The organism is uncultured Stenotrophomonas sp., from assembly GCF_963519125.1.
Lineage (GTDB): Bacteria > Pseudomonadota > Gammaproteobacteria > Xanthomonadales > Xanthomonadaceae > Stenotrophomonas.
The window spans coordinates 81,640-104,519 of sequence record NZ_CAUQLJ010000006.1 but is presented as its reverse complement, the minus strand read 5'-3'; the positions used below and the strand labels follow the sequence as shown (position 1 = coordinate 104,519).

At 67.3% G+C, this 22,880-nt stretch carries 24 protein-coding genes; 10 read left to right on the top strand and 14 right to left on the bottom strand.

From position 1 onward, the window contains the following. Positions 1-36 precede the first annotated feature (36 nt). From RYM47_RS06815 to RYM47_RS06800, 4 genes are all read right to left on the bottom strand, one after another. Positions 37-774: an endonuclease/exonuclease/phosphatase family protein gene (locus tag RYM47_RS06815; RefSeq protein ID WP_315386878.1), complete on the bottom strand. Its 738-nt coding sequence runs from the start codon at positions 772-774 to the stop codon at positions 37-39. A gap of 53 nt (positions 775-827) precedes the next feature. Continuing rightward, positions 828-1,673 (bottom strand): thiol:disulfide interchange protein DsbA/DsbL, encoded by an 846-nt coding sequence (locus RYM47_RS06810; protein WP_315386779.1) that lies wholly within the window; start codon positions 1,671-1,673, stop codon positions 828-830. A 107-nt stretch (positions 1,674-1,780) separates the two neighbouring features. Beyond that, the gene (locus RYM47_RS06805; protein WP_315386778.1) at positions 1,781-2,428 is read right to left on the bottom strand and encodes a thiol:disulfide interchange protein DsbA/DsbL; all 648 of its coding nucleotides are present in this window, start codon (positions 2,426-2,428) and stop codon (positions 1,781-1,783) included. A 114-nt stretch (positions 2,429-2,542) separates the two neighbouring features. Further along, on the bottom strand, positions 2,543-3,334 hold the full coding sequence (locus tag RYM47_RS06800; RefSeq protein ID WP_315386777.1) for a c-type cytochrome: 792 nt from the start codon (positions 3,332-3,334) through the stop codon (positions 2,543-2,545). Positions 3,335-3,465: 131 nt separating this feature from the next. On the opposite strand from RYM47_RS06800, the gene yihA reads away from it, so the two are divergent. Further along, positions 3,466-4,098, top strand: coding sequence for a ribosome biogenesis GTP-binding protein YihA/YsxC (yihA, locus tag RYM47_RS06795; RefSeq protein ID WP_315386776.1), 633 nt, complete (start codon positions 3,466-3,468; stop codon positions 4,096-4,098). On the opposite strand, the gene RYM47_RS06790 is transcribed toward yihA, so the two are convergent. Both RYM47_RS06790 and RYM47_RS06785 read right to left on the bottom strand, forming a co-directional pair. Further along, positions 4,099-5,073 (bottom strand): MBL fold metallo-hydrolase, encoded by a 975-nt coding sequence (locus RYM47_RS06790; protein WP_315386775.1) that lies wholly within the window; start codon positions 5,071-5,073, stop codon positions 4,099-4,101. Between the two features lie 101 nt (positions 5,074-5,174). After that, a complete protein-coding gene (locus RYM47_RS06785) occupies positions 5,175-5,999 on the bottom strand; it encodes an AraC family transcriptional regulator (protein ID WP_315386774.1) in 825 nt (274 codons plus the stop codon). Positions 6,000-6,180: 181 nt separating this feature from the next. Between RYM47_RS06785 and RYM47_RS06780 the strand changes: the two genes are divergently transcribed. Next, a complete protein-coding gene (locus tag RYM47_RS06780) occupies positions 6,181-7,545 on the top strand; it encodes a glutamate--cysteine ligase (RefSeq protein ID WP_315386773.1) in 1,365 nt (454 codons plus the stop codon). Positions 7,546-7,597: 52 nt separating this feature from the next. Here RYM47_RS06780 and RYM47_RS06775 read toward each other — a convergent pair whose 3' ends face one another. Beyond that, positions 7,598-8,650: an NAD(P)-dependent alcohol dehydrogenase gene (locus tag RYM47_RS06775; protein WP_315386772.1), complete on the bottom strand. Its 1,053-nt coding sequence runs from the start codon at positions 8,648-8,650 to the stop codon at positions 7,598-7,600. 103 nt (positions 8,651-8,753) lie between these two features. Between RYM47_RS06775 and RYM47_RS06770 the strand changes: the two genes are divergently transcribed. Then, the gene (locus RYM47_RS06770) at positions 8,754-9,662 is read left to right on the top strand and encodes a LysR family transcriptional regulator (RefSeq protein ID WP_315386771.1); all 909 of its coding nucleotides are present in this window, start codon (positions 8,754-8,756) and stop codon (positions 9,660-9,662) included. Here the strand turns inward: RYM47_RS06770 and RYM47_RS06765 are convergent. Next, positions 9,638-10,045 carry a VOC family protein gene (locus RYM47_RS06765; RefSeq protein ID WP_315386770.1) on the bottom strand — a complete coding sequence of 136 codons (408 nt, stop codon included), beginning with the start codon at positions 10,043-10,045 and terminating at the stop codon, positions 9,638-9,640. The two genes, RYM47_RS06770 and RYM47_RS06765, sit on opposite strands and share 25 nt — an antisense overlap. Before the next feature lie 153 nt (positions 10,046-10,198). On the opposite strand from RYM47_RS06765, the gene RYM47_RS06760 reads away from it, so the two are divergent. From RYM47_RS06760 to RYM47_RS06745, 4 genes are all read left to right on the top strand, one after another. Further along, the gene (locus tag RYM47_RS06760) at positions 10,199-11,038 is read left to right on the top strand and encodes a hypothetical protein (protein ID WP_315386769.1); all 840 of its coding nucleotides are present in this window, start codon (positions 10,199-10,201) and stop codon (positions 11,036-11,038) included. A gap of 73 nt (positions 11,039-11,111) precedes the next feature. After that, on the top strand, positions 11,112-12,116 hold the full coding sequence (locus RYM47_RS06755; RefSeq protein ID WP_315386768.1) for a glycoside hydrolase family 43 protein: 1,005 nt from the start codon (positions 11,112-11,114) through the stop codon (positions 12,114-12,116). Positions 12,117-12,204: 88 nt separating this feature from the next. Beyond that, complete coding sequence (locus tag RYM47_RS06750; RefSeq protein WP_315386767.1) at positions 12,205-12,477, top strand: DUF2845 domain-containing protein; 273 nt, start codon at positions 12,205-12,207, stop codon at positions 12,475-12,477. A gap of 97 nt (positions 12,478-12,574) precedes the next feature. Further along, complete coding sequence (locus RYM47_RS06745; protein ID WP_315386766.1) at positions 12,575-13,522, top strand: helix-turn-helix domain-containing protein; 948 nt, start codon at positions 12,575-12,577, stop codon at positions 13,520-13,522. A gap of 25 nt (positions 13,523-13,547) precedes the next feature. Here the strand turns inward: RYM47_RS06745 and RYM47_RS06740 are convergent, their stop codons facing one another. The 3 genes from RYM47_RS06740 to RYM47_RS06730 all read right to left on the bottom strand — a co-directional run bounded on the left by RYM47_RS06740 (position 13,548) and on the right by RYM47_RS06730 (position 17,698). Further along, a complete protein-coding gene (locus tag RYM47_RS06740; RefSeq protein WP_315386765.1) occupies positions 13,548-16,340 on the bottom strand; it encodes a PAS domain-containing protein in 2,793 nt (930 codons plus the stop codon). A 105-nt stretch (positions 16,341-16,445) separates the two neighbouring features. After that, positions 16,446-17,396, bottom strand: coding sequence for a cation diffusion facilitator family transporter (locus tag RYM47_RS06735; RefSeq protein ID WP_315386764.1), 951 nt, complete (start codon positions 17,394-17,396; stop codon positions 16,446-16,448). 5 nt (positions 17,397-17,401) lie between these two features. Next, entirely contained in the window at positions 17,402-17,698 is a 297-nt protein-coding gene (locus RYM47_RS06730; protein WP_315386763.1) for a hypothetical protein, read from the bottom strand. Positions 17,699-17,819: 121 nt separating this feature from the next. Here RYM47_RS06730 and frmR point away from each other — a divergent pair, with 121 nt between their 5' ends. From frmR to fghA, 3 genes are read left to right on the top strand one after another with little or no spacing between them, the layout of a single operon-like run. Then, positions 17,820-18,095 carry a formaldehyde-responsive transcriptional repressor FrmR gene (gene frmR / locus RYM47_RS06725; RefSeq protein ID WP_315386762.1) on the top strand — a complete coding sequence of 92 codons (276 nt, stop codon included), beginning with the start codon at positions 17,820-17,822 and terminating at the stop codon, positions 18,093-18,095. Between the two features lie 31 nt (positions 18,096-18,126). Further along, positions 18,127-19,236: an S-(hydroxymethyl)glutathione dehydrogenase/class III alcohol dehydrogenase gene (locus RYM47_RS06720; protein WP_315386761.1), complete on the top strand. Its 1,110-nt coding sequence runs from the start codon at positions 18,127-18,129 to the stop codon at positions 19,234-19,236. Between the two features lie 17 nt (positions 19,237-19,253). Then, on the top strand, positions 19,254-20,084 hold the full coding sequence (gene fghA, locus RYM47_RS06715) for an S-formylglutathione hydrolase (RefSeq protein WP_315386760.1): 831 nt from the start codon (positions 19,254-19,256) through the stop codon (positions 20,082-20,084). Positions 20,085-20,128: 44 nt separating this feature from the next. On the opposite strand, the gene RYM47_RS06710 is transcribed toward fghA, so the two are convergent. From RYM47_RS06710 to RYM47_RS06700, 3 genes are all read right to left on the bottom strand, one after another. Beyond that, complete coding sequence (locus RYM47_RS06710; RefSeq protein ID WP_315386759.1) at positions 20,129-20,989, bottom strand: PA4780 family RIO1-like protein kinase; 861 nt, start codon at positions 20,987-20,989, stop codon at positions 20,129-20,131. A 131-nt stretch (positions 20,990-21,120) separates the two neighbouring features. After that, complete coding sequence (locus tag RYM47_RS06705; RefSeq protein WP_315386758.1) at positions 21,121-21,843, bottom strand: M23 family metallopeptidase; 723 nt, start codon at positions 21,841-21,843, stop codon at positions 21,121-21,123. A gap of 6 nt (positions 21,844-21,849) precedes the next feature. Beyond that, positions 21,850-22,815, bottom strand: coding sequence for a L,D-transpeptidase family protein (locus RYM47_RS06700; protein WP_315386757.1), 966 nt, complete (start codon positions 22,813-22,815; stop codon positions 21,850-21,852). Positions 22,816-22,880: the final 65 nt, after the last annotated feature.

Genomic DNA, 22,880 nt, shown 5'->3' with positions numbered 1-22,880 from the left:
CCCGGCTGCACGCAAGGCCTGCGATCGTCCAGGCGCTCAGCGCAGCGCGCTGCCCGGCACGTCGATCGCCATGGCCAGGGCCAGGTGGTCGGAGAACGCCGCCGGCACCGCTTCGGCGCTGCGCTGCTGCAGGCCGTTGCTGAGCAGGATGTGGTCGATGGCCCGGTCGGGGCGCCAGCTGGGGAAGGTCGGCACCGCGCAACCCGGTGGCTGCAGGGTAGTCTTCTTGTACAGCACCTGCATTTCCGGACGCTCGGCCAGGCAGTTGAAGTCGCCCATCAGCACCGCGTTGGGGTGGTCGGACAGCAGGTCGGCGATGAAGGCCAATTGCGACATGCGCGAGTTGGTCCCCAGCGACAGGTGCGCCACGGCCACCGCCAGCCCCTCGGCGCCTTCGCCGAACTTGGCCAGCAGCACGCCGCGCCCGCCGATGCGGCCGGGCAGGGCGTGGTCCTGTACTTCCACCGGTTCCAGCCGGCTCAGCAGGCCGTTGGCGCTGGAGGCCACCCCGCCCATCCGGCGGTTGGGCTGATGGCTCCAGTAATTGAAGCCAGCGCGCTCGGCCAGGTAGTGGGTCTGGTTGGTGAAGCCCGAGCGCAGGCTGCCGGGGTCGGCCTCCTGCAGGCCGACGATGTCATGGCCGCGGGCCAGCTGGGCGATGGCGTCCAGGCTGGTCCGCTTGCGCCCCGCCGGCAGCGCATGCGACCAGCTGCGGGTCACATAGTCGCTGTAGCGGCGGGTGCTCGAGCCGGCCTGGATGTTGGCCGTGAGCAGGCGCAGGGTCCGCGTGTTGGGGGAAGTCACGACGGTTGCAGGTTCCTGGAAACTCAGTTGCCCTTGGCGGCGCGTTCGCGGGCGATCAGGTGATCGGCGATGCGCAGCATGTCGGGGAAGCTCTTGCCCTTGACCAGGTACTTGCCGTTGACGATCACCGACGGCGTGCCGGAGATCTGGCTGTCCTGGGCGAACTTCTTGGCCTTGTTGGTCTTGTTGGTCACGTTGAAGCCGGACATTTCGGCCAGGAACTGCTTCTGGTCAGCGCCGTGCTTGGCGTAGAAGGCGGCGATCTCTTCCGGGGTATCGCGGCCGCGTTCGCCCTTCAGGCTCTGGTCCACGTGGATCGCCTTGTACAGCGCTTCATGGGTCTTGTCTTCCAGGCCCAGCGCCTGGGCGGCGTAGAACGCCTTGGCGTAGTTGTCCCAGGTACCGCCGAACATGGCCGGCACATAGACGAAGTTCACATCGCTCGGCAGGCCGGCCTTCCACGGCCCGATCAGCGGCTGGAACGCGGCGCAGGCCGGGCAGACGAAGCCGAACACTTCGGCCACTTCGATCTTGCCGGTGGCCGGCTCGAACGGCTTGCCGTTGGCGATCACCACGTAGTCGGTGCCTTCGACCGGGGCCGGGCCGACGGGCTGCGAAGAGGCGGGCGCCGGGGCCGGGGTGGTGGCTTCGGCGGCAGCGGTTTCGGCGGCGGCGGTCTCGCCACTGGCGGCCGGGGCGGTGTCGGTCGGGGTCGCTTCGGTCTGGCCCGGTGCGGTTTCGGCGGCCGGAGCGGTGGCCGGGGTTGCCGGTTCGGTCGGGGCGGCGGTATTGGCGCTGCCGTCCTGGGCCTTGCAGGCGGCAAGGATGGGCAGCAGGGCCATCAGCATGAGGGCGAAACGGGTCTTCATCGAAGCGTCTCCAGCAGGTGCATGGTGGGGCCGGCGCATCGGGCGCCAGCCAGGGGGGAATGATGACACGCGGTCGCCGGGGCGCCGCGTGCAGGGGGTGTGACGGTTCAGCGAGCCTTCGCGGCGCGCTCGCGGGCGATCAGCGCGTCGGCGTTGCGCAGCATGTCGTCGAACGAGGTGCCCTTGACCAGGTACTTGCCGTTGACCAGCAGCGCGGGGGTTCCCGGCACCTTGGTGCGCTGGGCGAAGGCGCGGGCGTACTTGATCTTCTGCTCCACCGCGTCGCTCTTCAGCGCGGCAGTGTAGGCATCGGCCTTGACGCCGTAGGTGGCGTAGAAGCCCGCCAACTCGTCCGGGGACACGTTCTGCATCGGCAGCGAGCTCTGTTCATGCAGGGCCTTGAACATGGCTGCATGGCTGCGCTTGGCCACGCCCAGCTGGTCGGCGGCGTAGTAGGCGCGGGCGAACGAGTCCCAGACGCCGCCGAAAGCGGCCGGCACCGGGGTGAAGCGCACGTCCTTGGGCAGTTTCTTCGTCCAGGCTTCCAGGGTCGGCTCGAAGTGCGCGCAGTGCGGGCAGGTGTAGCCGAACATCTCCACCACCTCGATCTTGCCGGCCAGCGGTGCGAACGGACCGGGCTGCTCGATGACCTCGTAGTCTTCGCCTTCCACCAGCGCGGCGGGGGCGGGCGCGGCCAGGGCCGACAGGGGGCTCAGGGCGAGCAGCAACAGCATCAAACGGGGCATCAGCGACATCTACATCCCTCTTCATCGGAAAAAACAACGCCGGCCCAGTGCCGGCGTGGAGGTGAACATAACCCGCCACCGGGGCGGGGTGCATCTGTCATCGGTCCCGGCAACGGTCCAGGGTTACTGCCGCGCGCCGGTCCGCGGGGTCGCCGCGGCGACGTCGTCCGCACGGTTGTGCAGACCCTGCAGATAGCTGCCCAATGCCTGGATCTCCTGCTCGGTCAGCGACTTGGCGATGCTGGCCATGATCTGGAAGTGCGCCTTGTCGGTTTCCTGGGTCACCCCGGCCTGGTACTCCTGCAGCCGCCGCGCCACGTACGACGCATGCTGGCCGCCGATGTGCGGGTAGGCCGGGCCCGGGTTGCCTGCGCCGGTGGGCCCATGGCAGGCCATGCACGCCGGAATGCCGCGCTGGGCATCGCCGCCGCGATAGAGCTGCTGGCCGATCTCGAAGAACTTCATTCCCTTGTACGGACCTTCGCCGACCGCGCTGTCATCGGCAAGCCCGGCACTGGCCTTCTGCGTTGCGAAATACGCACCGATGTCGCGCATGTCCTGCGGGGTGAGGTCCTGCACGAACGGCACCATCGCGGCCGAAGCGCCGGAGGTGCGCTGCCCGTTGGCGATCAGCGCGATCTGCTGGGCCACGTAGCGTTCGCTCTGCCCGGCGATGCTCGGGTACATCTCCACCGTGGCGTTGCCGTCGGCCGAGTGGCAGGCCGCACAGGCGGCGGCCTTGGCCTGGCCCGCCTTGGGGTCGCCCCAGGTGGTCTTGCTGAAATCGACTTCAAGCGACGCCGTGCGCACCGGTGCGTTGTCCGGCAGCGGGGTCACGGCGGTCTGGGCGACCGCAACAGCGGCCAACAGCGATACAGCAACAGCGGAAACGGCAAGAACGCGAGCATGGCGCATGCGGAAGCTCCGTGTGGACCGGCCTGGCATGTGCAGGATGCACACGCGGGGATCGCCCGATTATCCATGCGCTTTCACGCCAGGGTCAACGCGGCAGTGCGGCAAAACCGGCGGCGTGCGATCCTATGCGCATGTCATTGCTCCTCGAACGCGCCCATTACCTGCTCTCGGCCCACAATATCCGGCAACTTCCGGACGACGTGGGGGCCGAAGTGGCCTTTGCCGGCCGCTCCAACGCCGGCAAATCCAGTGCCCTCAACGCCCTGACCCGCCAGAACAGCCTGGCCCGGGTCTCCAAGACCCCCGGCCGCACCCAGCAGCTGGTGTTCTTCGAGGTCACCCCCGACGCCAAGCTGGTCGACCTGCCCGGGTACGGCTACGCCAAGGTGCCGCTGGACCTGCAGGCGCACTGGCAGGCTTTCATCGACCAGTACTTCCGCACCCGCGAAGCGCTGCGCGGCCTGGTGGTGGTGATGGACATCCGCCACCCGCTCAAGGACTACGACCGCCAGATGCTGGCCTATGCGGTCCGGCGCGGGCTGCCGGCGCACGCGCTGCTGACCAAGGCCGACAAGCTCGGCCGTGGCCAGCAGGGCATCGCCCTGCAGAAAGTGCGCAAGGAACTGCAGTCCGCCTTCGGCGACACGGTCAGCGTGCAGACCTTCTCCGGCCCGGCCCGCCAGGGCGTGGACGAAGCGCGCGCCATCATCGGCGGCTGGCTGGGGCTGAACCCGCCCGCGCCGGACGCGCCCGCCGCCGCCTGATCATCGCGCCGGCAACGGCGCGAACTCGCCCGGCACCCAGGCGAACGCCTCGCCTTCGCGGCGTACGTGGCCCAGGCCCGGGAAGGGCAGGTGGGCACCCGCCACCCACCAGCCGCCGTCGGCCGCCTGCGCCATCATCGCGCGGCGGCTGGCAATCGCCGCATCTCTGTCGCTATCGGCCTCATAGGCCGCCTGTGGCTGCGCGAACTGCACGGCGTGGAAGTGCACGATGTCGCCCCACACCAGCAGCGACTGCCCTTGGCCACCGTCCAGTTTCCAGGACACGTGGCCCGGGGTGTGGCCGTGGCTGTCGAGTGCACTGACCCCGTCGGGCAGCGCCTGGCCTTCGCCGAAGCGACGCAACCGGCCTGCTGCGGCATACGGCGCCACCGCCTTGCGCGCCAGCGCGAAGGCAAAGCGCACGCCCTGTGGTGCCTTGGCTTCGCTGGCAGGGGCCAGCCAGTACGCAGCGTCGGCGTCGGACAGCCACACCGTGGCATTGGGGTAGGCCACCTGGTCCTGTGCGTCGAGCAGTCCGCACAGATGGTCAGGGTGGGCATGGGTGAGCAGCACGTCGTCCACCTCGCCCGGGTCGTAGCCGGCCTTGCGCAGGTTGCCCAGCACCTGGCCCAGGCCCGGACCGAAACACCCGGCGGTGCCGGTGTCGACCAGGGTCAGGTGGTTGCCGCGCTGGATCAGGTAGGCATTGACCGCCGTCTGCAAGCCTTTGCCGTCTTCGGGCACATAGCGATGGTCGAGCAGGCGGGTGACCGCGCCGGGCGCGATGCCGACCAGTTCGCCGCGACCCAGCGCCACGGTGCCGTCGAACAGCGCGGTCACCTCCAGCTCGCCGATCTGCTGGTGGTAGACGCCCGGGACCTGCGCCTCGGGATGGTGCGCGGTGGTCGCGAAGGCGGGAGCGGCAGCAGCCAGCAACAGGGCAGCGAGCAACGGGCGCACGCGGGGGAAGGACATGGCAGTTTCCATACAAAGCGGCAGTGCCGCGGTGCGCTCATGGTGCGCGCGGCGGCCGCTGCGATCCGCTCAGAATGCCGCGCGATCCGCTCGCGCCACGCTCAGCTGTTGCCGATCGCCGTCGGTTCCAGCCCGTAACGCGCGGCGAAGCGCTTGCTGAAACTGCCGAGCGAGCGGTAGCCCACACGCGCCGCGACGGTCTTCAGGGGCAGCCGGGTGGTGTACAGCAGGTTCATTGCATGGGCCAGCCGCGCGTCGACGATCAGCTCGCGCACGCTGGCCTGCTCGTGCGCCAGGCGGCGGCGCAGGGTCGCCCCGCTCAGGCCGAGCTCGGCTTCGAAATCGCGGGACTGCCAGTCGCGCTCGGGCTGTGCGGCGATCAGGTCGCGGATGCGCTCGCCCAGGCTGGGTTCGGGCGGCAGCAGCAGGCTGCCGTGGCCACGCCGGCACAGCGCCAGCACCAGCGAGGCCAGCGCCAGCCGCGCTTCGCTGTACTGCGCATGCTCCAGCGCGGCGCGCCACTGGCGCAGGGTGTCGGCATGCTCGGCCAGCGGCAGCTGTGCGAGTGGATCGCCTGCGTCCGGCAGCGGCTCGTTCCAGAGTACCCGCGCTGCCGCCAGGGCTTCGTTGCACAACGGCACGATCGCGCTCAGGTACAGCCCGGTATGCGGGTCGGGCGTGTTGACCACGTCGATCCGGCAGCGCCGGGTGATCAGGAACAGGTCGCCCGGTGCCAGCTGCAGGGTCTGGTGCGCGGTGGAGACCTGCTTGCGTCCCTGCAGGATGATCGCGAACTGCGGTTGCGGGATCTCCACCGACTGCGCACCATGCTCGCGGCGCGCGGTGATGCAGGCGTAACCGTCTGCACGCTGGCAGTCGGCCAGGCTGGCCATTTCGGCCAGGAGCGGGTCTTGATGCAGGGGCATGTCCATTACCGTGCAGTATCGGGCATCCGCTCCCCACGGGTGGTCAAGTCCCAGCCAATAGGATGCAGAAAACCGTCACGGTGACACGACGGGCGGAACCGCCACGATATAGTGCGCCCTTGCGATGCGGGGTGCCGAGCCCCACATCCCCGTCCAGACCAGAATCCCTGCGAGCCCCCCCTTGTCGAGCCCCAGCCACGTCGCCGAGACGCCGATCACCGACCGCAACGAACTGGTCGCCACATTGGCCTCCGGTGAAAAGCCCAAGGCGCAGTGGCGCATCGGCACCGAGCACGAGAAGTTCGGTTTCCGCCTGGACGACCTGCGCCCGCCCACCTTCGACGGCGAGCGCGGCATCGAAGCGCTGCTGACCGGGCTGACCCGCTTCGGCTGGGCGCCTGTGCAGGAAAACGGCCGCACCATCGCACTGCTGCGCGACAACGCCTCGGTCACGCTGGAACCGGCCGGCCAACTGGAGCTGTCTGGCGCGGCGCTCGAGACCATCCACCAGACCTGCGTGGAAACCGGCACCCATCTCAATGAAGTGGCGCAGGTGGCGTCGGAGCTGCAGCTGGGTTTCCTCGGCATGGGCTTCCAGCCGAAGTGGACGCGCGCGGACATGCCGTGGATGCCCAAGGGCCGCTACCGGATCATGCGCGAGTACATGCCCAAGGTCGGTTCGCTGGGTCTGGACATGATGACCCGCACCTGCACGGTGCAGGTCAACCTGGATTACGCGACCGAAGCGGACATGGTGAAGAAGTTCCGTGTCTCGCTTGCGCTGCAGCCGATCGCCACCGCACTGTTCGCCGATTCGCCCTTCACCGAAGGCAAGCCGAACGGCTACCTGAGCTACCGCTCGCACATCTGGACCGACACGGACGCCGACCGCACCGGCATGCTCGACTTCGTGTTCGAAGACGGCTTCGGGTATGAGCGTTACGTGGATTACCTGCTCGACGTGCCGATGTACTTCTCGTACCGCGACGGCGTGTACCACGACGCCAGCGGGCAGAGCTTCCGCGCTTTCATGGAAGGAAAAATGCCGGTGCTGCCGGGCCAGCTGCCGACCCTGCGCGACTGGTCGGACCACATGACCACCGCGTTCCCGGAAGTGCGCCTGAAGAAGTACCTGGAAATGCGCGGCGCCGATGCCGGCCCGTGGAGCCGCCTGTGCGCGCTGCCGGCGTTCTGGGTCGGCCTGCTGTACGACGACGCGGCGCTGGATGCGGCCTGGGACCTGGTGCGCGATTTCAGCCTGGTCGAGCGCCACGCGCTGCGTGACGGCGTGCCGAAGCAGGCATTGAACCTGCCGTTCCGCAACGGCACCGTGCGCGACCTGGCGCGTGAAGCGCTGAAGATTGCGGTGGCGGGCCTGCAGCGCCGTGCGGCGCGCAATGCCGATGGCCAGGATGAAAGTCATTTCCTGGACGTGCTGCAGGAAATCGTGGACTCGGGCCTGACCCCGGCCGAGCGCAAGCTGGCGCTGTACCGCGGGGAGTGGGGCCAGGACGTGGACCCGGTGTTCAAACAGTTCGCGTATTGAAAAAAACCCCGGCAATGCCGGGGTTTTTTCTTGATGGGTCACGCCGCCGGAATCAGGCCGCCAGCGTCGCCATGTCGATGACGAAGCGATAGCGCACGTCGTTCTTCGCCATGCGCTCCCACGCTTCGTTGACGGTCTTGATGTCGATCACTTCGACGTCGCTGACGATGTTGTGCTCGGCACAGAAGTCCATCATTTCCTGGGTCTCGGCCATGCCGCCGATCGCCGAGCCGGTGATGTGCTTGCGACCGAACATCACGCTGGCGCCCATCAGCGGCGGGTCCAGTTCGGTCAACACGCCCACCAGGCACATGGTCGCGTCGCGCTTGAGCAGCGACATGTACGGGTTGGTGTCATGGCTGACCGGAATGGTGTTGAGCAGGAAGTCGAAGCTGCCGGCGTGGGCCTTCATCTGCGCCGGGTCGCGCGACACCAGCACTTCGTCGGCGCCCAGGCGCTTGGCGTCGGCACCCTTTTCCGGCGTGGTGGTGATCATCACCACGGTGGCGCCCATCGCCTTGGCGAACTTCACGCCCATGTGGCCCAGGCCGCCCAGGCCGATCACGCCGACCTTCTGGCCGGGGCCGACCTTCCAGTGGCGCAGCGGCGAATAGGTGGTGATGCCGGCACACAGCAGCGGGGCGGCCGCCTTCAGGTCCAGCTTCTCAGAGACCTTCACCACGAAGCGCTGCTCGACCACGATGTGGTCCGAGTAGCCGCCAAAGGTCGGCTGGCCGCTTTCGCGCTCGGTGCTGTTGTAGGTGAAGGTGGCGCCGTTGTGGCAGTACTGCTCCAGGTCCTGGTCGCAGGCTTCGCAGTGGCGGCAGGAGTCGACCATGCAGCCGACGCCGGCGAAGTCGCCGACCTTCAGACCGGTCACGCCGGTACCGACCTCGGTCACGCGGCCGATGATTTCATGGCCCGGCACCATCGGGAACTTCGAGCCGCCCCAATCGTCGCGGGCCTGGTGCAGGTCGGAATGGCAGATGCCGCTGTAGAGGATCTGGATGCGGACGTCGCCGGCACCGACCGGGCGGCGCTCGAAGGAGAACGGCACCAGCGGCGCGGTCTGGTCGTGTACGGCATAGCCGTGGGCGAGGGACATGGGGGATCCTGGGATTTATGGAAAGGCGCTTTACAATACGCCCCAATCCGATAGGTATACAGTCCGGATATCGGCATGATTCATCAAGGCAGACTGCACAATCGTGGCCACTGACAATCTCACGCATCTGGCCGCCTTCGCTGCGGTGGCGCGACACCGCAGCTTCCGCCGCGCCGGAGCCGAGCTGGCGCTTTCAACCTCGGCGGTGAGCTATGCGATCCGCGCGCTGGAAGAACGCCTCGGGGTAGGGCTGTTCCATCGCACCACCCGCAGCGTGGCCCTGACCGAGGCCGGCCAGCGCCTGCTCGACCGGCTGCAGCCGGCGCTGGGCCAGGTGCACGACGCGCTGGAGGAAATGAACCACTTCCGCGCTGCGCCGGCCGGCCTGCTGCGCATCAATGCGACCCGTGCCGCCGTGCACACGCAGCTGGGTCCGCGCCTGGCCAGCTTCCTGCGCGCACACCCGGACGTGCGGCTGGAAGTGGCGCAGGACGACGGGCTGGTGGATATCGTCGCCGAAGGCTACGACGCTGGCGTGCGCCTGCACGAGTTCGTGCCTGAAGACATGGTTGCGGTGCCGTTGGGCCCGCCGCTGCGCGGCCTGATCGTCGCCTCGCCGGCGTACCTGCGCGATCGCGCGGTGCCGCAACATCCACGAGACCTGGTCGACCACGAATGCGTGCGCTTCCGCTTCGCCGGCGGGCATCTGTACAAGTGGCAGTTCGAGCGCGACGGCCAGGCGCTCGACATCGATGTGCCGGGGCGACTGACGCTCGGCGACCAGCACACCGTCCTGCAGGCCGTTCTGGATGGGCTGGGGCTGGCGTACGTGCTGGAAGACGCGGCGCGGCCCTACCTGGACGATGGCCGCCTGGTGGCGGTGCTGCAGGACTGGAGCGAACCGTTCGCCGGGTGGGTGCTGTACTACCCGCGCCAGCGGCAGATGTCCTCGGCATTGCGTGCGTTCGTGGACATGCTGCGCGACGCCTACGCCTCGCAGATCTCGTCGTAGCCGCGACCCAGGAACTGCAGCAGGCAGAAGCCGTGGCCGAACGGATCGGCCAGCAGGGCGATGCGGCCCCAGGCATGCGTTGCCGGCGCCTTCTCGACCCGTGCGCCGACCGCAACCGCACGCGCCAGCGTGGCATCCAGGTCATCCACGACCCAGTCCAGGTGTACGGGCGTCCAGTGCCGGCGGTAATCGCGGCGGTCGCGCACCTGCGGCGTGGCGGCGCTGCCCGCAGCCTTCACCAGCAGGTAGATCGGCGCCGGCCCGCCCAGCAGTTCCACCCCGTCGTTCCCGAAGCGCCTGCCCGGATGCAGGTCGAAGGCGCGCGTGTAGAACGACAGCGCGGCATCGAGATCGTCGACATCGATGTTGACCAGGAAGTCCATGCCCTCACCATACCCCACCCCTTGGGGCTACGTAGATTTACTGCCGCCTACTGCACGAATTCATCTTTCAAATCCACGGCAACGGAGCAACCATGGCGTTACCGGGCGGACGCCGAGTATGCGGTCCGAGACCGGCCTACCCGGAGATCCACCATGTTGCTCTCCCTGCCGCTCCGCAGAACCGCCATCGCCTTCTGCGCCTCCGTCACCGGCCTGCTCGCGTTCGCATCGCATGCCCATGCGGTAGAACCGCTGGACACCTTCAGCGCGCACATCAGCGGTTACATCACTTCGTTCGATACCGAGATCCGCGCCGACGGCGAAGGCAAGCGCGGCACCGAGATCGACCTGCATCGCGACCTGGGCCTGGGTGACGACAACCTTGTCGCCAACGTAGGGTTCACCTGGCGCCCGTGGGAGAACCACGAGTTTGCGGTGTCCTGGTACACCCAGAGCGCCGATGCCACGCGCACGATCGAGCGCGACATCGAGTTCGACGGCACCCTGTACGAAGCGTCCAGCCGGATCCGTACCGACGTGGACATCGACGCCTACGAAGCCTCGTATACCTGGTGGGCGGCCAACGAAGACCAATGGGCGCTGGGCCCGCGCGTCGGCCTGATCTGGTACCGCATGGAACTGGGCATCGACCTCGACGTGGACGCGGGCGGCAACCAGGGCGGGGCGTCCGCGAAAAGCAAAGTGTCAGCCGATGTGCCCGCGCCGATGATCGGCGGCGGCTGGCGCTGGACCCCGGCGGACGACTGGCGCCTGTCCGCCGACGTGGGCTACTTCACCATCAGCGTCGACGACATCGACGGCGACATCTACTTCGGTCGAGCGGGTGTCGAGTGGTTTCCGTGGGAACGCGCCGGCTTCAGCCTGGACTACACCTACACCCGCATCGAAGCGAACGCGGAAAAGGAAAGTTTCACCGGCAACGTTGACTTCACCGACGCCGGGCTGCGGCTGGGCTTCGTGTATCGCTTTTGATCACCGGGTCACCCCGCCGGCGATTAAATCGATCTAAACTCAACCCTCATCGACCAGTTCGGGAGGGCAGGGCATGACGTTTCGTAGCACGATGATCGCCGCAGCAGTGGTGGCAGCCGTTTCATTCGGGGCCGCAGCGGCCCCTGCAGCACCGGCCGCCGCGCCGGCCATGTCGGGCAATCCGATCCTGCCGGGCTGGTACGCGGACCCGGAAGCGGCCGTGTTCAACAACCAGTACTGGATATTCCCCACCAGTTCGCGCGAGTACGCCGACCAGACCTCGTTCGACGCGTTCTCCTCGTCGGACCTGGTGACCTGGAAAAAGCACCCCGACGTGCTGAAGATCGAAGCGGTGTCTTGGGCGCGTGAGGCGATGTGGGCGCCTTCGGTGGTCGAGAAGGGCGGCAAGTACTACTTCTTCTTCTCCGCCAACGACATCAAGAACGACCAGGAGCTCGGCGGCATCGGCGTTGCCGTGGCCGACAAGCCGGAAGGCCCGTACCGCGACCTGCTCGGCAAGCCGCTGGTCGGCGCGTTCCACAACGGGGCGCAGCCGATCGACCAGTTCGTGTTCAAGGACGACGACGGCAGCTGGTACATGCTCTATGGCGGCTGGAAGCACGCCAACATCGTGCGGCTGAAGGATGATTTCACCGGCGTGCTGCCCTTCGCCGACGGCACCGTGTTCAAGGAAATCACCCCCGCGCCCGAGTACGTGGAAGGCTCGCTGATGTTCAAGCGCGACGGCCGCTATTACTTCATGTGGTCCGAAGGCGGTTGGGGTGGGCCGGACTATTCGGTGGCCTACGCCATCGCCGATGCGCCTACCGGCCCGTTCAAACGCATTGGTCGCATCCTGCAGCAGGACCCGGCCATCGCTACCAGCGCGGGTCATCATTCGGTGATCCATGCCCCGGGCAGCGACAACTGGTACATCGTCTATCACCGCCGTCCGTTGGGGGACAAAGCGCGTGACCATCGGGTCACCGCCATCGAGCGCATGTCTTTCGACGCGCAGGGACATGTCCTCCCGGTGAGGATCAGCCATGAGGGCGTTCCTGCCGATCCGCTGCGTTGATGCTTGAGCCACGCACGATACCCCCGGGGGGCTGGTTGTGGCACAGTCGGCCCCGGGGCGTGCCTGCCCCGGCACAAGGAGTATCAGGATGATCAACCGCAACGCATGGCTGCTGGCGCTGTGCCTGCTGGCCGCCCCGGCACTGGCCGACAACGTACGCTTCGACCGTGGCCTGGTGAATTCCGGCGACGACGCCGGCAAGGTCAGCCAGGTAGCGGGACAGCCGGACCGGGTGGTGCAGCTGGAAAGCAACGAGGGCGGCAACATCGGCGAGCGCTGGGAGTACTACCAGCCGCGCAAGACCGTCCAGATCACCTTCCGCGAAGGCAGGGTTTCCTCGATCCGGGAAATCTTCAACTAGCGGAACGTAGACGTCGGGCAGCGTCCTTCACGGGGGGGATCGCCGCAGCCTGGCAACAAGCACGTGCAGGACCTCCCCTCCGATCACGGCGACGCCCATGCCGCTGCTGAGATTCACCGATTTCGAAGCCTACACGGACGCGCTCGCCGGCGTGGATGGGGTCATGCGTGTGGTGGGCCCCGGACGGGCCGAGTGGACGCTCGAGCTGCTTGACGCCGGTGAAGTTGTTGCGATGCTGGGCAGCGACGGAGCGCCGGTGTTGTACAACGGCCTGAACCAGCAGGACCGTTACCTCGTCTATATCTCGCTGTCGGGCAGCGATGCCGCCATGCAGGGCCTGGATACCTCCGACGAGCAGTTCATCTGGTACCCGCCTGGCGCCGAAGTGCACGGGTACTCGCGCAGGTCATCGCGCTTCATCGCCCTGAGCATGGAGGTGGCAGCGGTAGTGCAGCGTGCGCGCGCAGTCGCCGGGCTGTTCGATGACCATGTGGCGTGCATCACGCCGGTGAACATCGGGCGCGTGGAAGTTACCCAGATCATCACCCTGGTCACGCGCGCACTGAAGATCGACCGCGATGCCCCCTCCCTGTTCGAAGCACCCAGTGTGCGCAAGGCCTTCAGCGGCCAGATCATCCACGCGCTGCTGCGCTGCATGGTGCTGGACAACCCTGACGCGGTGCAGCGCTCGCGCGGGCGACCGCCGGTCCCGCGCAATGAAATCATCCGCCGCAGCCTGGACCATATCCACAAGGCGATCCGTGGCGAGGCGGTGATCGGCGATCTGGTGCTCAGCGCAGGCACCTCGCAGCGTTCGCTGAACCGCGCCTTCGACGAAGCCTTTGGCATGGGCCCGCAGCAGTACTACATGCTCGAACGCCTGCACGTGATCCGCAAGGCGCTGCGCGAGGCCAGTCCCGGTGACACGGTCACCAGCATCTGCACCCGGTTCGGTGTCTGGGACCAGGGCCGTTTCGCCGGCATGTACCACCGCACCTTCGGCCTGCTGCCGTCCATCGAACTGGCGGCAGCGCTTTCCCGGTAGTGCCACGCCCTGCGTGGCAGAAACCCTACTGCGCCTCCAGCACGGCCCGCACCCGCGACGCCAGCGTCTCGACACTGAACGGTTTGCCGATCACCTGTACCCCCGGGTCGATCACCCCGTCGCGCTCCAATGCGTTGCGGCTGTAGCCGGTGGTGAACAGCACTTTCAGATCCGGTCGCCGCCGCAGCGCTTCATCAGCCAGCTGGCGGCCGTTGACCTCCGGCATCACCACGTCGGTGAACAGCAACGCGATATCCGGATGGCCGTCCAGCAGCGCCAACGCCGGCGCCGCGCCTTCGGCGGACAACACGTCGTAGCCCAGGGCGGTCAGCGCCTCGACCGAGAACTGGCGCACCGTAGGCTCATCTTCCACCACCAGCACCAGTTCGCGGCCGCCATCGGGCACGGCCGGAACCGCGGCAACGGGCGCATCCACCGCTGCGGCATCGGTCAACAGGCGAGGCAGATACAGCTTCACAGTCGTGCCCTCGCCAAGCTCCGAGCACAGTTTCACGTGTCCGGAAGACTGCTTCACGAAGCCATACACCTGCGACAGACCCAGGCCGGTGCCCTGGCCGACCTGCTTGGTGGTGAAGAATGGATCGAACGCCTTGGCGATCACCTCCGGCGACATGCCCGCGCCGTTGTCGGCCACGGTGACCAGGATGTACTCGCCACGCGGAACGCCCGGATGCGTCCCGGTGCTGGCTGCGTCCACCGTGCAGTTGGACGTTTCCACCACGAGCCGCCCGCCACCGTGCATCGCGTCGCGCGCGTTCACGGCCAGGTTGAGGATGACGTTCTCCAGCTGGTTGGCATCGGCGAACGTCAGCCACAGAGTGGAGGCCAGCGTGGTTTCCAGTCGGATGCTGGCGCCAAGGGAATGCGCGAACAGTTCTGCCATGCCCGCCACCAGCCGGTTGGCATCCACCGGCACCGGCTGCAGCGGCTGCTGCCGCGAGAACGCCAGCAGCCGCTGGGTCAGCTGTGCGGCACGGTTGGCGCCATCAATGGCCATGTCGATATACCGGGTGAGCAGCGGGTCGCGCTCGCCCAGGCGCATGGCGAGCAGGTCCAGCGGGCCGATCACTGCCGCCAACATGTTGTTGAAGTCGTGTGCGATGCCGCCGGTGAGTTGCCCCACCGCTTCCATCTTCTGGCTCTGCCGCAATGCGTCTTCCACCCGGGTGCGCTCGGCCACTTCTTCAGCCACGCGGCTTTCCAGATGTTCGTTCAATTCCTGCAGGCGCGCTTCGGCCTGCTTGCGCGCGGTGATGTCGATCGCCACGCCAACCAGCCGCACGCAGCGTCCGCCTTCGAAATGACCGCGACCGGTGGCGGCCACCCAACGCACCACGCCGTCTTCCTTGCCCACTGCGCGATATTCGACGTCGTAGAGCGCGCGTTGCGCGGGGTCTGCCGCCGCGCCCAGTGCTGCGTGTACGGCATCGCGATCCAGCGGATGCAGGCCGGCATCGAAATCCTGCATGCTCACCTCGACCTGTGGCGAAATGCCGAACATCGCCTTGGTGCGTGGCGGCCAGATCAGGACGTCATTGACCAGGTCCACGTCCCAGAAGCCCATGTCGCCGGCGTCGGTTGCAAAGCGCAGGCGCTCCTCGCTTTCGGCCAGTGCCGCTTCGGCGGACTTGCGGGCGGTCAGATCCAGCATTGCCCCGATCATGCGCAGCGGTTCGCCCTCCGCGCCGCGCAGCACCGCACCACGGTCCAGCACCGAGGCGTAGCTGCCGTCGGCACGGCGGAAGCGGTACTCGCCGGACCAGGTCGTGCCGTCGCCGTCGATCACCTGGTGGATGTCGGCATCGATCCGGGCGCGGTCGTCGGGGTGGATGTGGTCCAACCACCACTGCGCATCGGTTTCCATGGTGGTGTGGCCGAACAGGGTGGCCAGAGCCTCGTTCCAGATCACCTGGCCGTCGGACATGCGCCAGTCCCAGATCGCATCGTTGGTGGCGCGCGCGGCCAGCCGGTAGCGTTCCTCGATCTCCTGGTGGCGCGCCTCGGCATCCTTGCGCGCGGTGATGTCCAGCGAGGTGCCGATCAAGCCGACCACGTTGCCATCGGCATCGCGCAGCGGTGCCTTGGTCGAGAGCCAGTGCGCGCGCCGGCCGTCCGGGAAGCTGACCGCTTCCTCCAGCTGCTCGGACTGGCCGGTGGACATGATGCGTTCGTCGGCAGCCATCACCGCCGCTGCCTGTACCGGGTCCTTGAGCAGCTCGGCATCGGTACGGCCCACGTAAGATTCCGGTGGAACGCCGATCAGCTCGGTGGTGCCCCGGTTGCCGATGAGCAGCCGGCCCTGGCGATCCTTGGCGTACACCACGCCAGGTGCGGCTTCCACGAACGAGCGCAGCAGTGCCTGCGCCTCGTTGCGCTCGGCTTCGACCTTGAGGCGCTCGTCGATGTCGATCAACACGCCGTGGAATCCGAGCGGCTGTCCTGCCGGACCCATGTCGACGCGGCCAATCGCTTCCAGCCAGCGGTACTGCCCGTCGGCATTGCGGGTGCGGTACTGGTGCGCGTAGCGACCGCCGCGCGCCATGGCGCCATTGATCGCCTCCACCAGTCCGTCATGGTCGTCAGGGTGCACCGAGCGCAGGATCTGGCCCAGCGGCAGCTCGCGCTGGTTGGTACCGATCTCCAGGCCAAAGGCGTGGGCGAGACCGTCGTCCACGGTGACGCGGTCGTTGGCGATATCCCAGAACCAGGTTCCCACGATGGCGCCGGCAGCCAGCGCCATTTCCACGCGTTCGGTGTCGCGCCGGCGGTGGTGATCGGTGGGGTCCGTTACGTTCAAGGGGAGCTCGTGGGCCGAGGGCAGGCGGAGGCCGGCTAGATTATCTGATCGTGCGTCAGGCGCATGAACACGTTCTTCGCTGCGGGGCCGCGCGAGCTGAAGGCTTCATCCCGGATCGCCCAGTGCCGCGCGGCGCGCGCGGAACACCTCGGGCGTCTGCGGCTTCACGAACAGCGCCACCAGTTCCGGGTACTCGGCCTTCACCGCCTGCTCGATGCGGGTGATGCACGCCTCGATCTGTGGGGTGCTGCGATCGTCCTCGAACTCGGCACTCAGCATGGCCACCACCTGCTCCGGCCCCATCTGCATGGTGGTCACGCCGTTGGCATTGCGCAGGTCGGGGTCGGTATTGGCCACGGCCATGATCCGCCGGGCCACACTCGGATGGGCCGGCTCGCCGACCAGCAGGCCCTTGGTCTCCCGGGCCAGCAGGAACGCGGTCATCGCCAGTACGCCGGCGATGCACAGCGAGGCCACGCCATCCAGTTCGGGCATGTCGAACCACTGCGCGGCGGCCAGGCCCGCGGCGGCGAACGCCAAGCCGAGCAGCGCGGCGCTGTCTTCCAGCAGCACGGTGAAGGTGGCCGGGTCCTTGCTGCGCCGGAACGCCTCGAAGTAGCCCATGCTGCCCTTGGTGACGCGGAACTCGCGCAGCGCCACCCACCAGGAGATGCCTTCGAACACGAAGGCGACGCCGAGCACCGCATAGCTCAACGCGTGGTTGGTGGCCGGTTCCGGATTGCGGATATGCAGGACGCCTTCATACGCAGACACGCCGGCACCGGCCGCGAACACCAGCAGTGCGACGATGAAACTCCAGAAGTAGAGCTCGCGACCGTAACCGAACGGGTGCACCGTGTCCGGCTTCTTGTCGGCCCGATGCAGCCCGTACAGGAGCAGAACTTCATTGAGCGTATCCACCAGCGAATGCACGCCCTCGCTGAGCATCGCCGAGCTGCCTGAGATGCCGGCGGCGATGAACTTGGCGATGGCGATGCACAGGTTGCCGACCAGGGCGGCGTAGACAACCAGGCGCGAACCGGACGGTGCAGCCATGGTGCTCAGGAACGGAGCGTGACCACCGGCGTGCGGCTGCGCATCTGGCCCAGGGGCGCGCGCGCAGGGGCAGGTGCGGCGCTGGCATCCAGGCGTGCGTGGCTGATCGCCTGGTGCGAACCGCAGCTTTCGCAGCGGAACAGGGCGCCGCCGGGCAGGTGGATCAACTGGCTGCCGCCGCACGAGGAGGTTGTGCCGCATTGGCCGCAGCCGACGGTAAGCGCCAGGATGCGTTCGACGGCGCCTGCAGCGGAATAATTGGCCTCGAAGGCGCGGACAACGAAGGTGGGGGCGTCAGGCATCGTCGGTCCGCGAGGTGGTGGGGTGGAACGAGCATCCATGGTCCGCCGTGACGGCCTCGTGCAGCACCGCCCAGCAGGCTGTGTATACTATCCCCCAGTATAGTTCTCTGGCCGTTCTGCCGTGCCTCATTCCCCGGAAGAAAAGAAGAAGGTCCTCGCCCGCGTGCGCCGCATCCGCGGCCAGTGCGATGCGTTGGACCGCGCGCTTGAGGCCGGCGCAGACTGCGGCCCGGTGCTGCAGCAGATCGCCGCGATCCGCGGGGCGGTCAACGGGCTGATGTCCGAAGTGATGGAAGCCCACCTGCGCGAAGAATTCGGCCAGCCGGCCCAGTCCGACGACCAGCGCGCCGAGCGCGTACGCGACATGAGCGCGTTGATCCGTTCCTACCTGAAATAAGCATCCTGTTCCCTGTATTGGAGTGTTTCCGATGAAATCCCGTGCCGCTGTTGCCTTCGCCGCTGGCGAACCGCTGAAGATCGTCGAGATCGACGTTGCCCCGCCGCAGAAGGGCGAAGTACTGGTGCGCATCACCCACACCGGGGTCTGCCATACCGATGCCTTCACCCTGTCCGGCGACGACCCGGAAGGTCTGTTCCCGGCCGTTCTGGGCCATGAAGGCGCGGGCATCGTGGTGGAAGTGGGCGAGGGCGTGACCAGCGTAAAGCCGGGCGACCACGTCATTCCGCTGTACACCGCCGAATGCGGTGAGTGCCTGTTCTGTACCTCGGGCAAGACCAACCTGTGCGTGGCCGTGCGCGCCACCCAGGGCAAGGGCGTGATGCCCGACGGCACCACCCGCTTCAGCTACAACGGTGAGCCGATCTACCACTACATGGGCTGCTCCACCTTCAGTGAGTACACGGTTGTTGCCGAAGTCTCGCTGGCGAAGATCAATCCGGAAGCCAACCCGGAACACGTGTGCCTGCTGGGCTGCGGCGTGACCACCGGCATCGGCGCGGTGCACAACACCGCCAAGGTGCAGGAAGGCGATTCGGTGGCGGTGTTCGGCCTCGGCGGCATCGGCCTGGCCGTGATCCAGGGTGCGCGCCAGGCCAAGGCCGGCCGTATCTTCGCCATCGACACCAACCCGTCCAAGTTCGAGCTGGCCAAACAGTTCGGTGCCACCGACTGCATCAACCCCAAGGATTTCGACAAACCGATCCAGCAGGTGATCGTCGAGCAGACCACCTGGGGCGTGGACCACACCTTCGAATGCATCGGCAACGTCAACGTGATGCGTGCGGCACTGGAATGCGCACACCGCGGCTGGGGCCAGTCGGTGATCATCGGCGTGGCCGGTTCGGGCCAGGAGATCTCCACCCGTCCATTCCAGCTGGTGACCGGTCGCTCCTGGAAGGGCACCGCGTTCGGCGGCGTGAAGGGGCGAAGCCAGCTGCCGGGCATGGTCGAGGACGCGATGAAGGGCGACATCGAGCTGGCGCCGTTCGTCACCCACACCATGGACCTGGAGCAGATCAACGAGGCCTTCGACCTGATGCATGAAGGCAAGTCGATCCGTTCGGTCGTCCACTTCTGATCACGGCGGAGCCTTCCATGGAACGCATTGAACACCGCGCCGCCTTTGGCGGCTGGCAGGACGTGTACCAGCACCGCTCGGCGGTGCTCGGGTGCGAGATGAAGGTGGCGGTGTACCTGCCGCCGCAGGCGGCCAGCCAGAAGCTGCCGGTGCTGTACTGGCTGAGCGGGCTGACCTGCACCGAGCAGAACTTCATCACCAAGGCCGGCGCGCAGCGCTATGCCGCCGAGCATGGGGTGATCCTGGTCGCGCCGGACACCAGTCCGCGCGGTGACGATGTGGCCGATGCGGAGGGCTACGACCTGGGCAAGGGCGCGGGGTTCTACCTCAATGCCACCGAGCAGCCGTGGGCGGCGCACTACCGCATGTACGACTACATCGTGGACGAGCTACCCGCGCTGATCGAAGCCCACCTGCCGGCCACCGATGCACGCAGCATCAGCGGGCATTCGATGGGCGGGCATGGCGCACTGGTGATCGCGCTGCGCAATCCGGGACGCTACCGCAGCGTGTCGGCGTTCTCGCCGATCGTGGCCCCGACCCGGGTGCCGTGGGGAAAGAAGGCGTTCCTGGCGTATCTGGGCGAAGATCGTGCTGGCTGGGCGCAGTGGGATGCCAGCGAGCTGGTGGCCACGGCGACCGAGAAGCTGCCGCTGCTGGTCGACCAGGGCGGTGGGGATGAGTTCCTCGACAGCCAGCTGCAGCCGCAGTGGTTGCAGGCGGCGTGCACGGCGGCGGGGCATCCGCTGCAGTTGCGACTGCAGCCGGGGTATGACCACAGCTATTACTTCATCAGCAGCTTTATCGGTGAGCATGTCGCGCACCATGCGAAGGCGTTGTACGGCTGATTCTGCGCGTACCGGGCAGCCACGCCCTGCGTGGCTGCAACCCATCAATCGTCCATTTCTTCCGCAGCTTCCCGCCCCTGCTGCCGGATCAACGCTTCCTCGCGCGCGTCATTGATCGCATGGCGCACGCTGTCCAGGTCGATGGTCGATTCGTCATGCACGAAGGTCCCAGTCAGCTCGCTGTCCGGCCGCAGGTCACCCCCCTCGAACAGCGCCCACATCTCTTCCCCGTACCAGGTGTCCAGCAACTCCGGCGCCGAACGCCCCAGGTAAGCGGTCAGGTTGTTCACATCGCGCAGCAGCATGCTGCGCGCGGCGTTGTTGCCACCGGCGCTGACCACCTGCGGGAAGTCGATCACCACCGGGCCATCCGGCCCCACCAGCACGTTGTACGGCGACAGATCGCCGTGGATCAGGCCGCAGCACAGCATCAGCACCACCTGCCGCACCAGGATCTGGTGGAATTCCCGTGCCTGGTCGGGCTCAAGCTCCACTTCGCCCAGCCGCGCGGCAGAGAAGCCCTCGGCGTCGGTCACCAGCTCCATCACCAGCACGCCATGGAAGTAGCCATACGGCACCGGCACGCGTACCCCGGCGTCGCGCAGCTGGTACAGCGCGTCCACTTCGGTGTTCTTCCAGGCCGTTTCCTGCTGCCTGCGGCCGTACTTGCTGGCCTTGCCCACCGCACGCGCCTCGCGGCTGCCACGCACCTTGCGGCCTTCCTGGTACTGCACGCGCTGCTGGAAGCTACGCTGCGCCATGTCCTTGTAGACCTTCGCACAGCGCACATCGTCGCCGCTGCGCACCACGTACACGGCCGCTTCCTTGCCGCTCTTCAGCGGCCGCAGTACCTCGTCGATGACGCCGTCTTCGATCAGCGCCTGCAGGCTTTCGGGTGTCTTCACGTAGTCTCGGTCAGGGGGCGGCGCCAGCGCGCCAGCCAGCAAGGGAAGGGGCGGGGATTCTCGCACCTTCGTGGCGGCCGGGCCAATCGACGGGGCCCCCGCCGGTTCAGCCAGGCCCTGCGGACGTGGGCTCAGGGCAGGGCCTGGCCGCCGTGCAGCACGGGATAGGGGTTGAGCGACTCGCCCTTCCACCACTGCTTCTCCGGCCCCAGCCGGTGGATCTCGAAGTGCAGGTGCGGGGCGTCCGGGCTGGCATTGCCGGTGTGGCCCACGTAGCCGATCACCTCGCCGCGCTTTATGGTTTTCTTCTCGGCCAGCCCATCGGCATAGCGCTGCAGATGGGCGTAGTAGTAGCAGTATTTCCCGCTGGGCTCGAACTGGTAGACGGTCAGGCCGCCGCGTTCGCTGTCGAACAGCTTTTCGACCGTGCCGTCGGCCACCGCCAGCACGGGGGTGCCCTCGGCGGCGAGGATATCGATGGCGTCATGCACCCGCCCTTCGCTGCGCGCGTCGGTGAAGGTGTCCTGCAGCTGCGCGGCGGTGATGCCTTGGACAGGCAGCAGCAGCGCCGAGGGCGCTGCGGAGGCGGCGGCGGCGGTAGAGCCAGGCCCTGCCTGGCTGTCTTTCGGCACCTCAGGCGTTCCCGCCAGCCCGGCAGGGCCCGGCGCTACCGGGTGGGGGTCAGGCGTTACGGGCAGCCGGGCAGGGCCCGGATCTACCGCCGGGGTAGGCTCCGACGCCACCGGGCCCACCGAGGTAGCGGAATCCTGGCGCGTTTCACCACTGCCCGAAGCCAGCAACCACCATCCGGCCACCCCGATCACCACGCCCAGCGCCAGCAATCGCGTCAGCATCGTCGTTTACTCCTGCATGATGACGGGCACCGACGCGTCCACCGCGTCAGCGACCCGAAGGGCGTCCCAGTTGGTCATGCGCACGCAGCCGTGCGATTCGGTCTTGCCAACATGGCCCGGCTCCGGCGTGCCGTGCAGCCCGTAATGCGGCTTGGAAATGTCGATCCAGACCTGGCCGACCGGATTGTTCGGCCCCGGCGGAATCGTCGCCTTCCTGTCACCCTTCTTCGCATCCCAGAACAGCTTGGGGTTGTAGTGGAAAGTCGGTTCGCGCGAGATGCCCAGGATCTTCCACTCACCGATCGGCAGGGGATCATGCTTGCTGCCGGACGACACCGGCACCTGCGCGTATACCTTGCCCGCCGCGTCATACAGGCGCAGGGTCGAGTCGGATTTGTCGATGACCAGCTTGGCCGCCTTCGGCAGCGCCGTCGGCGCGATGTTCGGCACCTGGATCTGGCTGCCGGCCTTGCCCAGGTCCACCCCCGGGTTGAGGGTCTGCAGCAGCTTGGGATCGGCATGGAAACGCTCGCCCAGCGACTCGGCCACCGAGGTAAACCCAAGGGCTTTCAGCTTGGCCTGGTCGGCCGGCTTCTTCGGCACCGGCTGGAATGGCCCGGCTACGTCTTCGGCCGTGAGCGTATACGTGGCGAGAGGCCCGGCAGCATCGGGCTGCAGCGCCTGCCAGGTGGCATCGTCCAGCTCGCCGGTCACCTTCAACCCCTTCGCGGCCTGGAATCCAGCCACTGCGCGCTTCTGGTTGGAGCCCAGCAGCCCGTCGATCTGTCCCGGGGAGAACTGCGCCCTGTCCAGCAGCACCTGCGCGTGCAGGTCCGAGCGTGGTCCCGTGGCGACGGTGTTGCTTTCGGCGATTGGCGCGGGAAGCGTGGCTGACGCCTGCGCCATGACCGGCGATGCGGCAGCGAGGGCCAGGGCAAGCAGGGAAACGGAAGCAGGCAGTCGCGGCAGCATCGGGTAATCCGGAATGGGTTCATCATCACCATGCCGGAGCGCGCTGCGCAGAATCCGTGAAAAGC

Excerpts from the sequence above, each read along its gene's own strand:
- RYM47_RS06755 (WP_315386768.1), top strand. The coding sequence starts at position 11,112 with ATGACGTTTCGTAGCACGATGATCGCCGCAGCAGTGGTGGCAGCCGTT.
- RYM47_RS06730 (WP_315386763.1), bottom strand. The coding sequence starts at position 17,698 with ATGCCTGACGCCCCCACCTTCGTTGTCCGCGCCTTCGAGGCCAATTAT.
- RYM47_RS06775 (WP_315386772.1), bottom strand. The coding sequence starts at position 8,650 with ATGTCCCTCGCCCACGGCTATGCCGTACACGACCAGACCGCGCCGCTG.
- RYM47_RS06805 (WP_315386778.1), bottom strand. The coding sequence starts at position 2,428 with ATGTCGCTGATGCCCCGTTTGATGCTGTTGCTGCTCGCCCTGAGCCCC.
- yihA (WP_315386776.1), top strand. The coding sequence starts at position 3,466 with ATGTCATTGCTCCTCGAACGCGCCCATTACCTGCTCTCGGCCCACAAT.
- RYM47_RS06700 (WP_315386757.1), bottom strand. The coding sequence starts at position 22,815 with ATGCTGCCGCGACTGCCTGCTTCCGTTTCCCTGCTTGCCCTGGCCCTC.
- RYM47_RS06720 (WP_315386761.1), top strand. The coding sequence starts at position 18,127 with ATGAAATCCCGTGCCGCTGTTGCCTTCGCCGCTGGCGAACCGCTGAAG.
- fghA (WP_315386760.1), top strand. The coding sequence starts at position 19,254 with ATGGAACGCATTGAACACCGCGCCGCCTTTGGCGGCTGGCAGGACGTG.
- RYM47_RS06800 (WP_315386777.1), bottom strand. The coding sequence starts at position 3,334 with ATGCGCCATGCTCGCGTTCTTGCCGTTTCCGCTGTTGCTGTATCGCTG.
- RYM47_RS06765 (WP_315386770.1), bottom strand. The coding sequence starts at position 10,045 with ATGGACTTCCTGGTCAACATCGATGTCGACGATCTCGATGCCGCGCTG.
- RYM47_RS06750 (WP_315386767.1), top strand. The coding sequence starts at position 12,205 with ATGATCAACCGCAACGCATGGCTGCTGGCGCTGTGCCTGCTGGCCGCC.
- RYM47_RS06810 (WP_315386779.1), bottom strand. The coding sequence starts at position 1,673 with ATGAAGACCCGTTTCGCCCTCATGCTGATGGCCCTGCTGCCCATCCTT.
- RYM47_RS06735 (WP_315386764.1), bottom strand. The coding sequence starts at position 17,396 with ATGGCTGCACCGTCCGGTTCGCGCCTGGTTGTCTACGCCGCCCTGGTC.
- RYM47_RS06760 (WP_315386769.1), top strand. The coding sequence starts at position 10,199 with ATGTTGCTCTCCCTGCCGCTCCGCAGAACCGCCATCGCCTTCTGCGCC.
- RYM47_RS06790 (WP_315386775.1), bottom strand. The coding sequence starts at position 5,073 with ATGTCCTTCCCCCGCGTGCGCCCGTTGCTCGCTGCCCTGTTGCTGGCT.
- RYM47_RS06745 (WP_315386766.1), top strand. The coding sequence starts at position 12,575 with ATGCCGCTGCTGAGATTCACCGATTTCGAAGCCTACACGGACGCGCTC.
- RYM47_RS06785 (WP_315386774.1), bottom strand. The coding sequence starts at position 5,999 with ATGCCCCTGCATCAAGACCCGCTCCTGGCCGAAATGGCCAGCCTGGCC.
- RYM47_RS06705 (WP_315386758.1), bottom strand. The coding sequence starts at position 21,843 with ATGCTGACGCGATTGCTGGCGCTGGGCGTGGTGATCGGGGTGGCCGGA.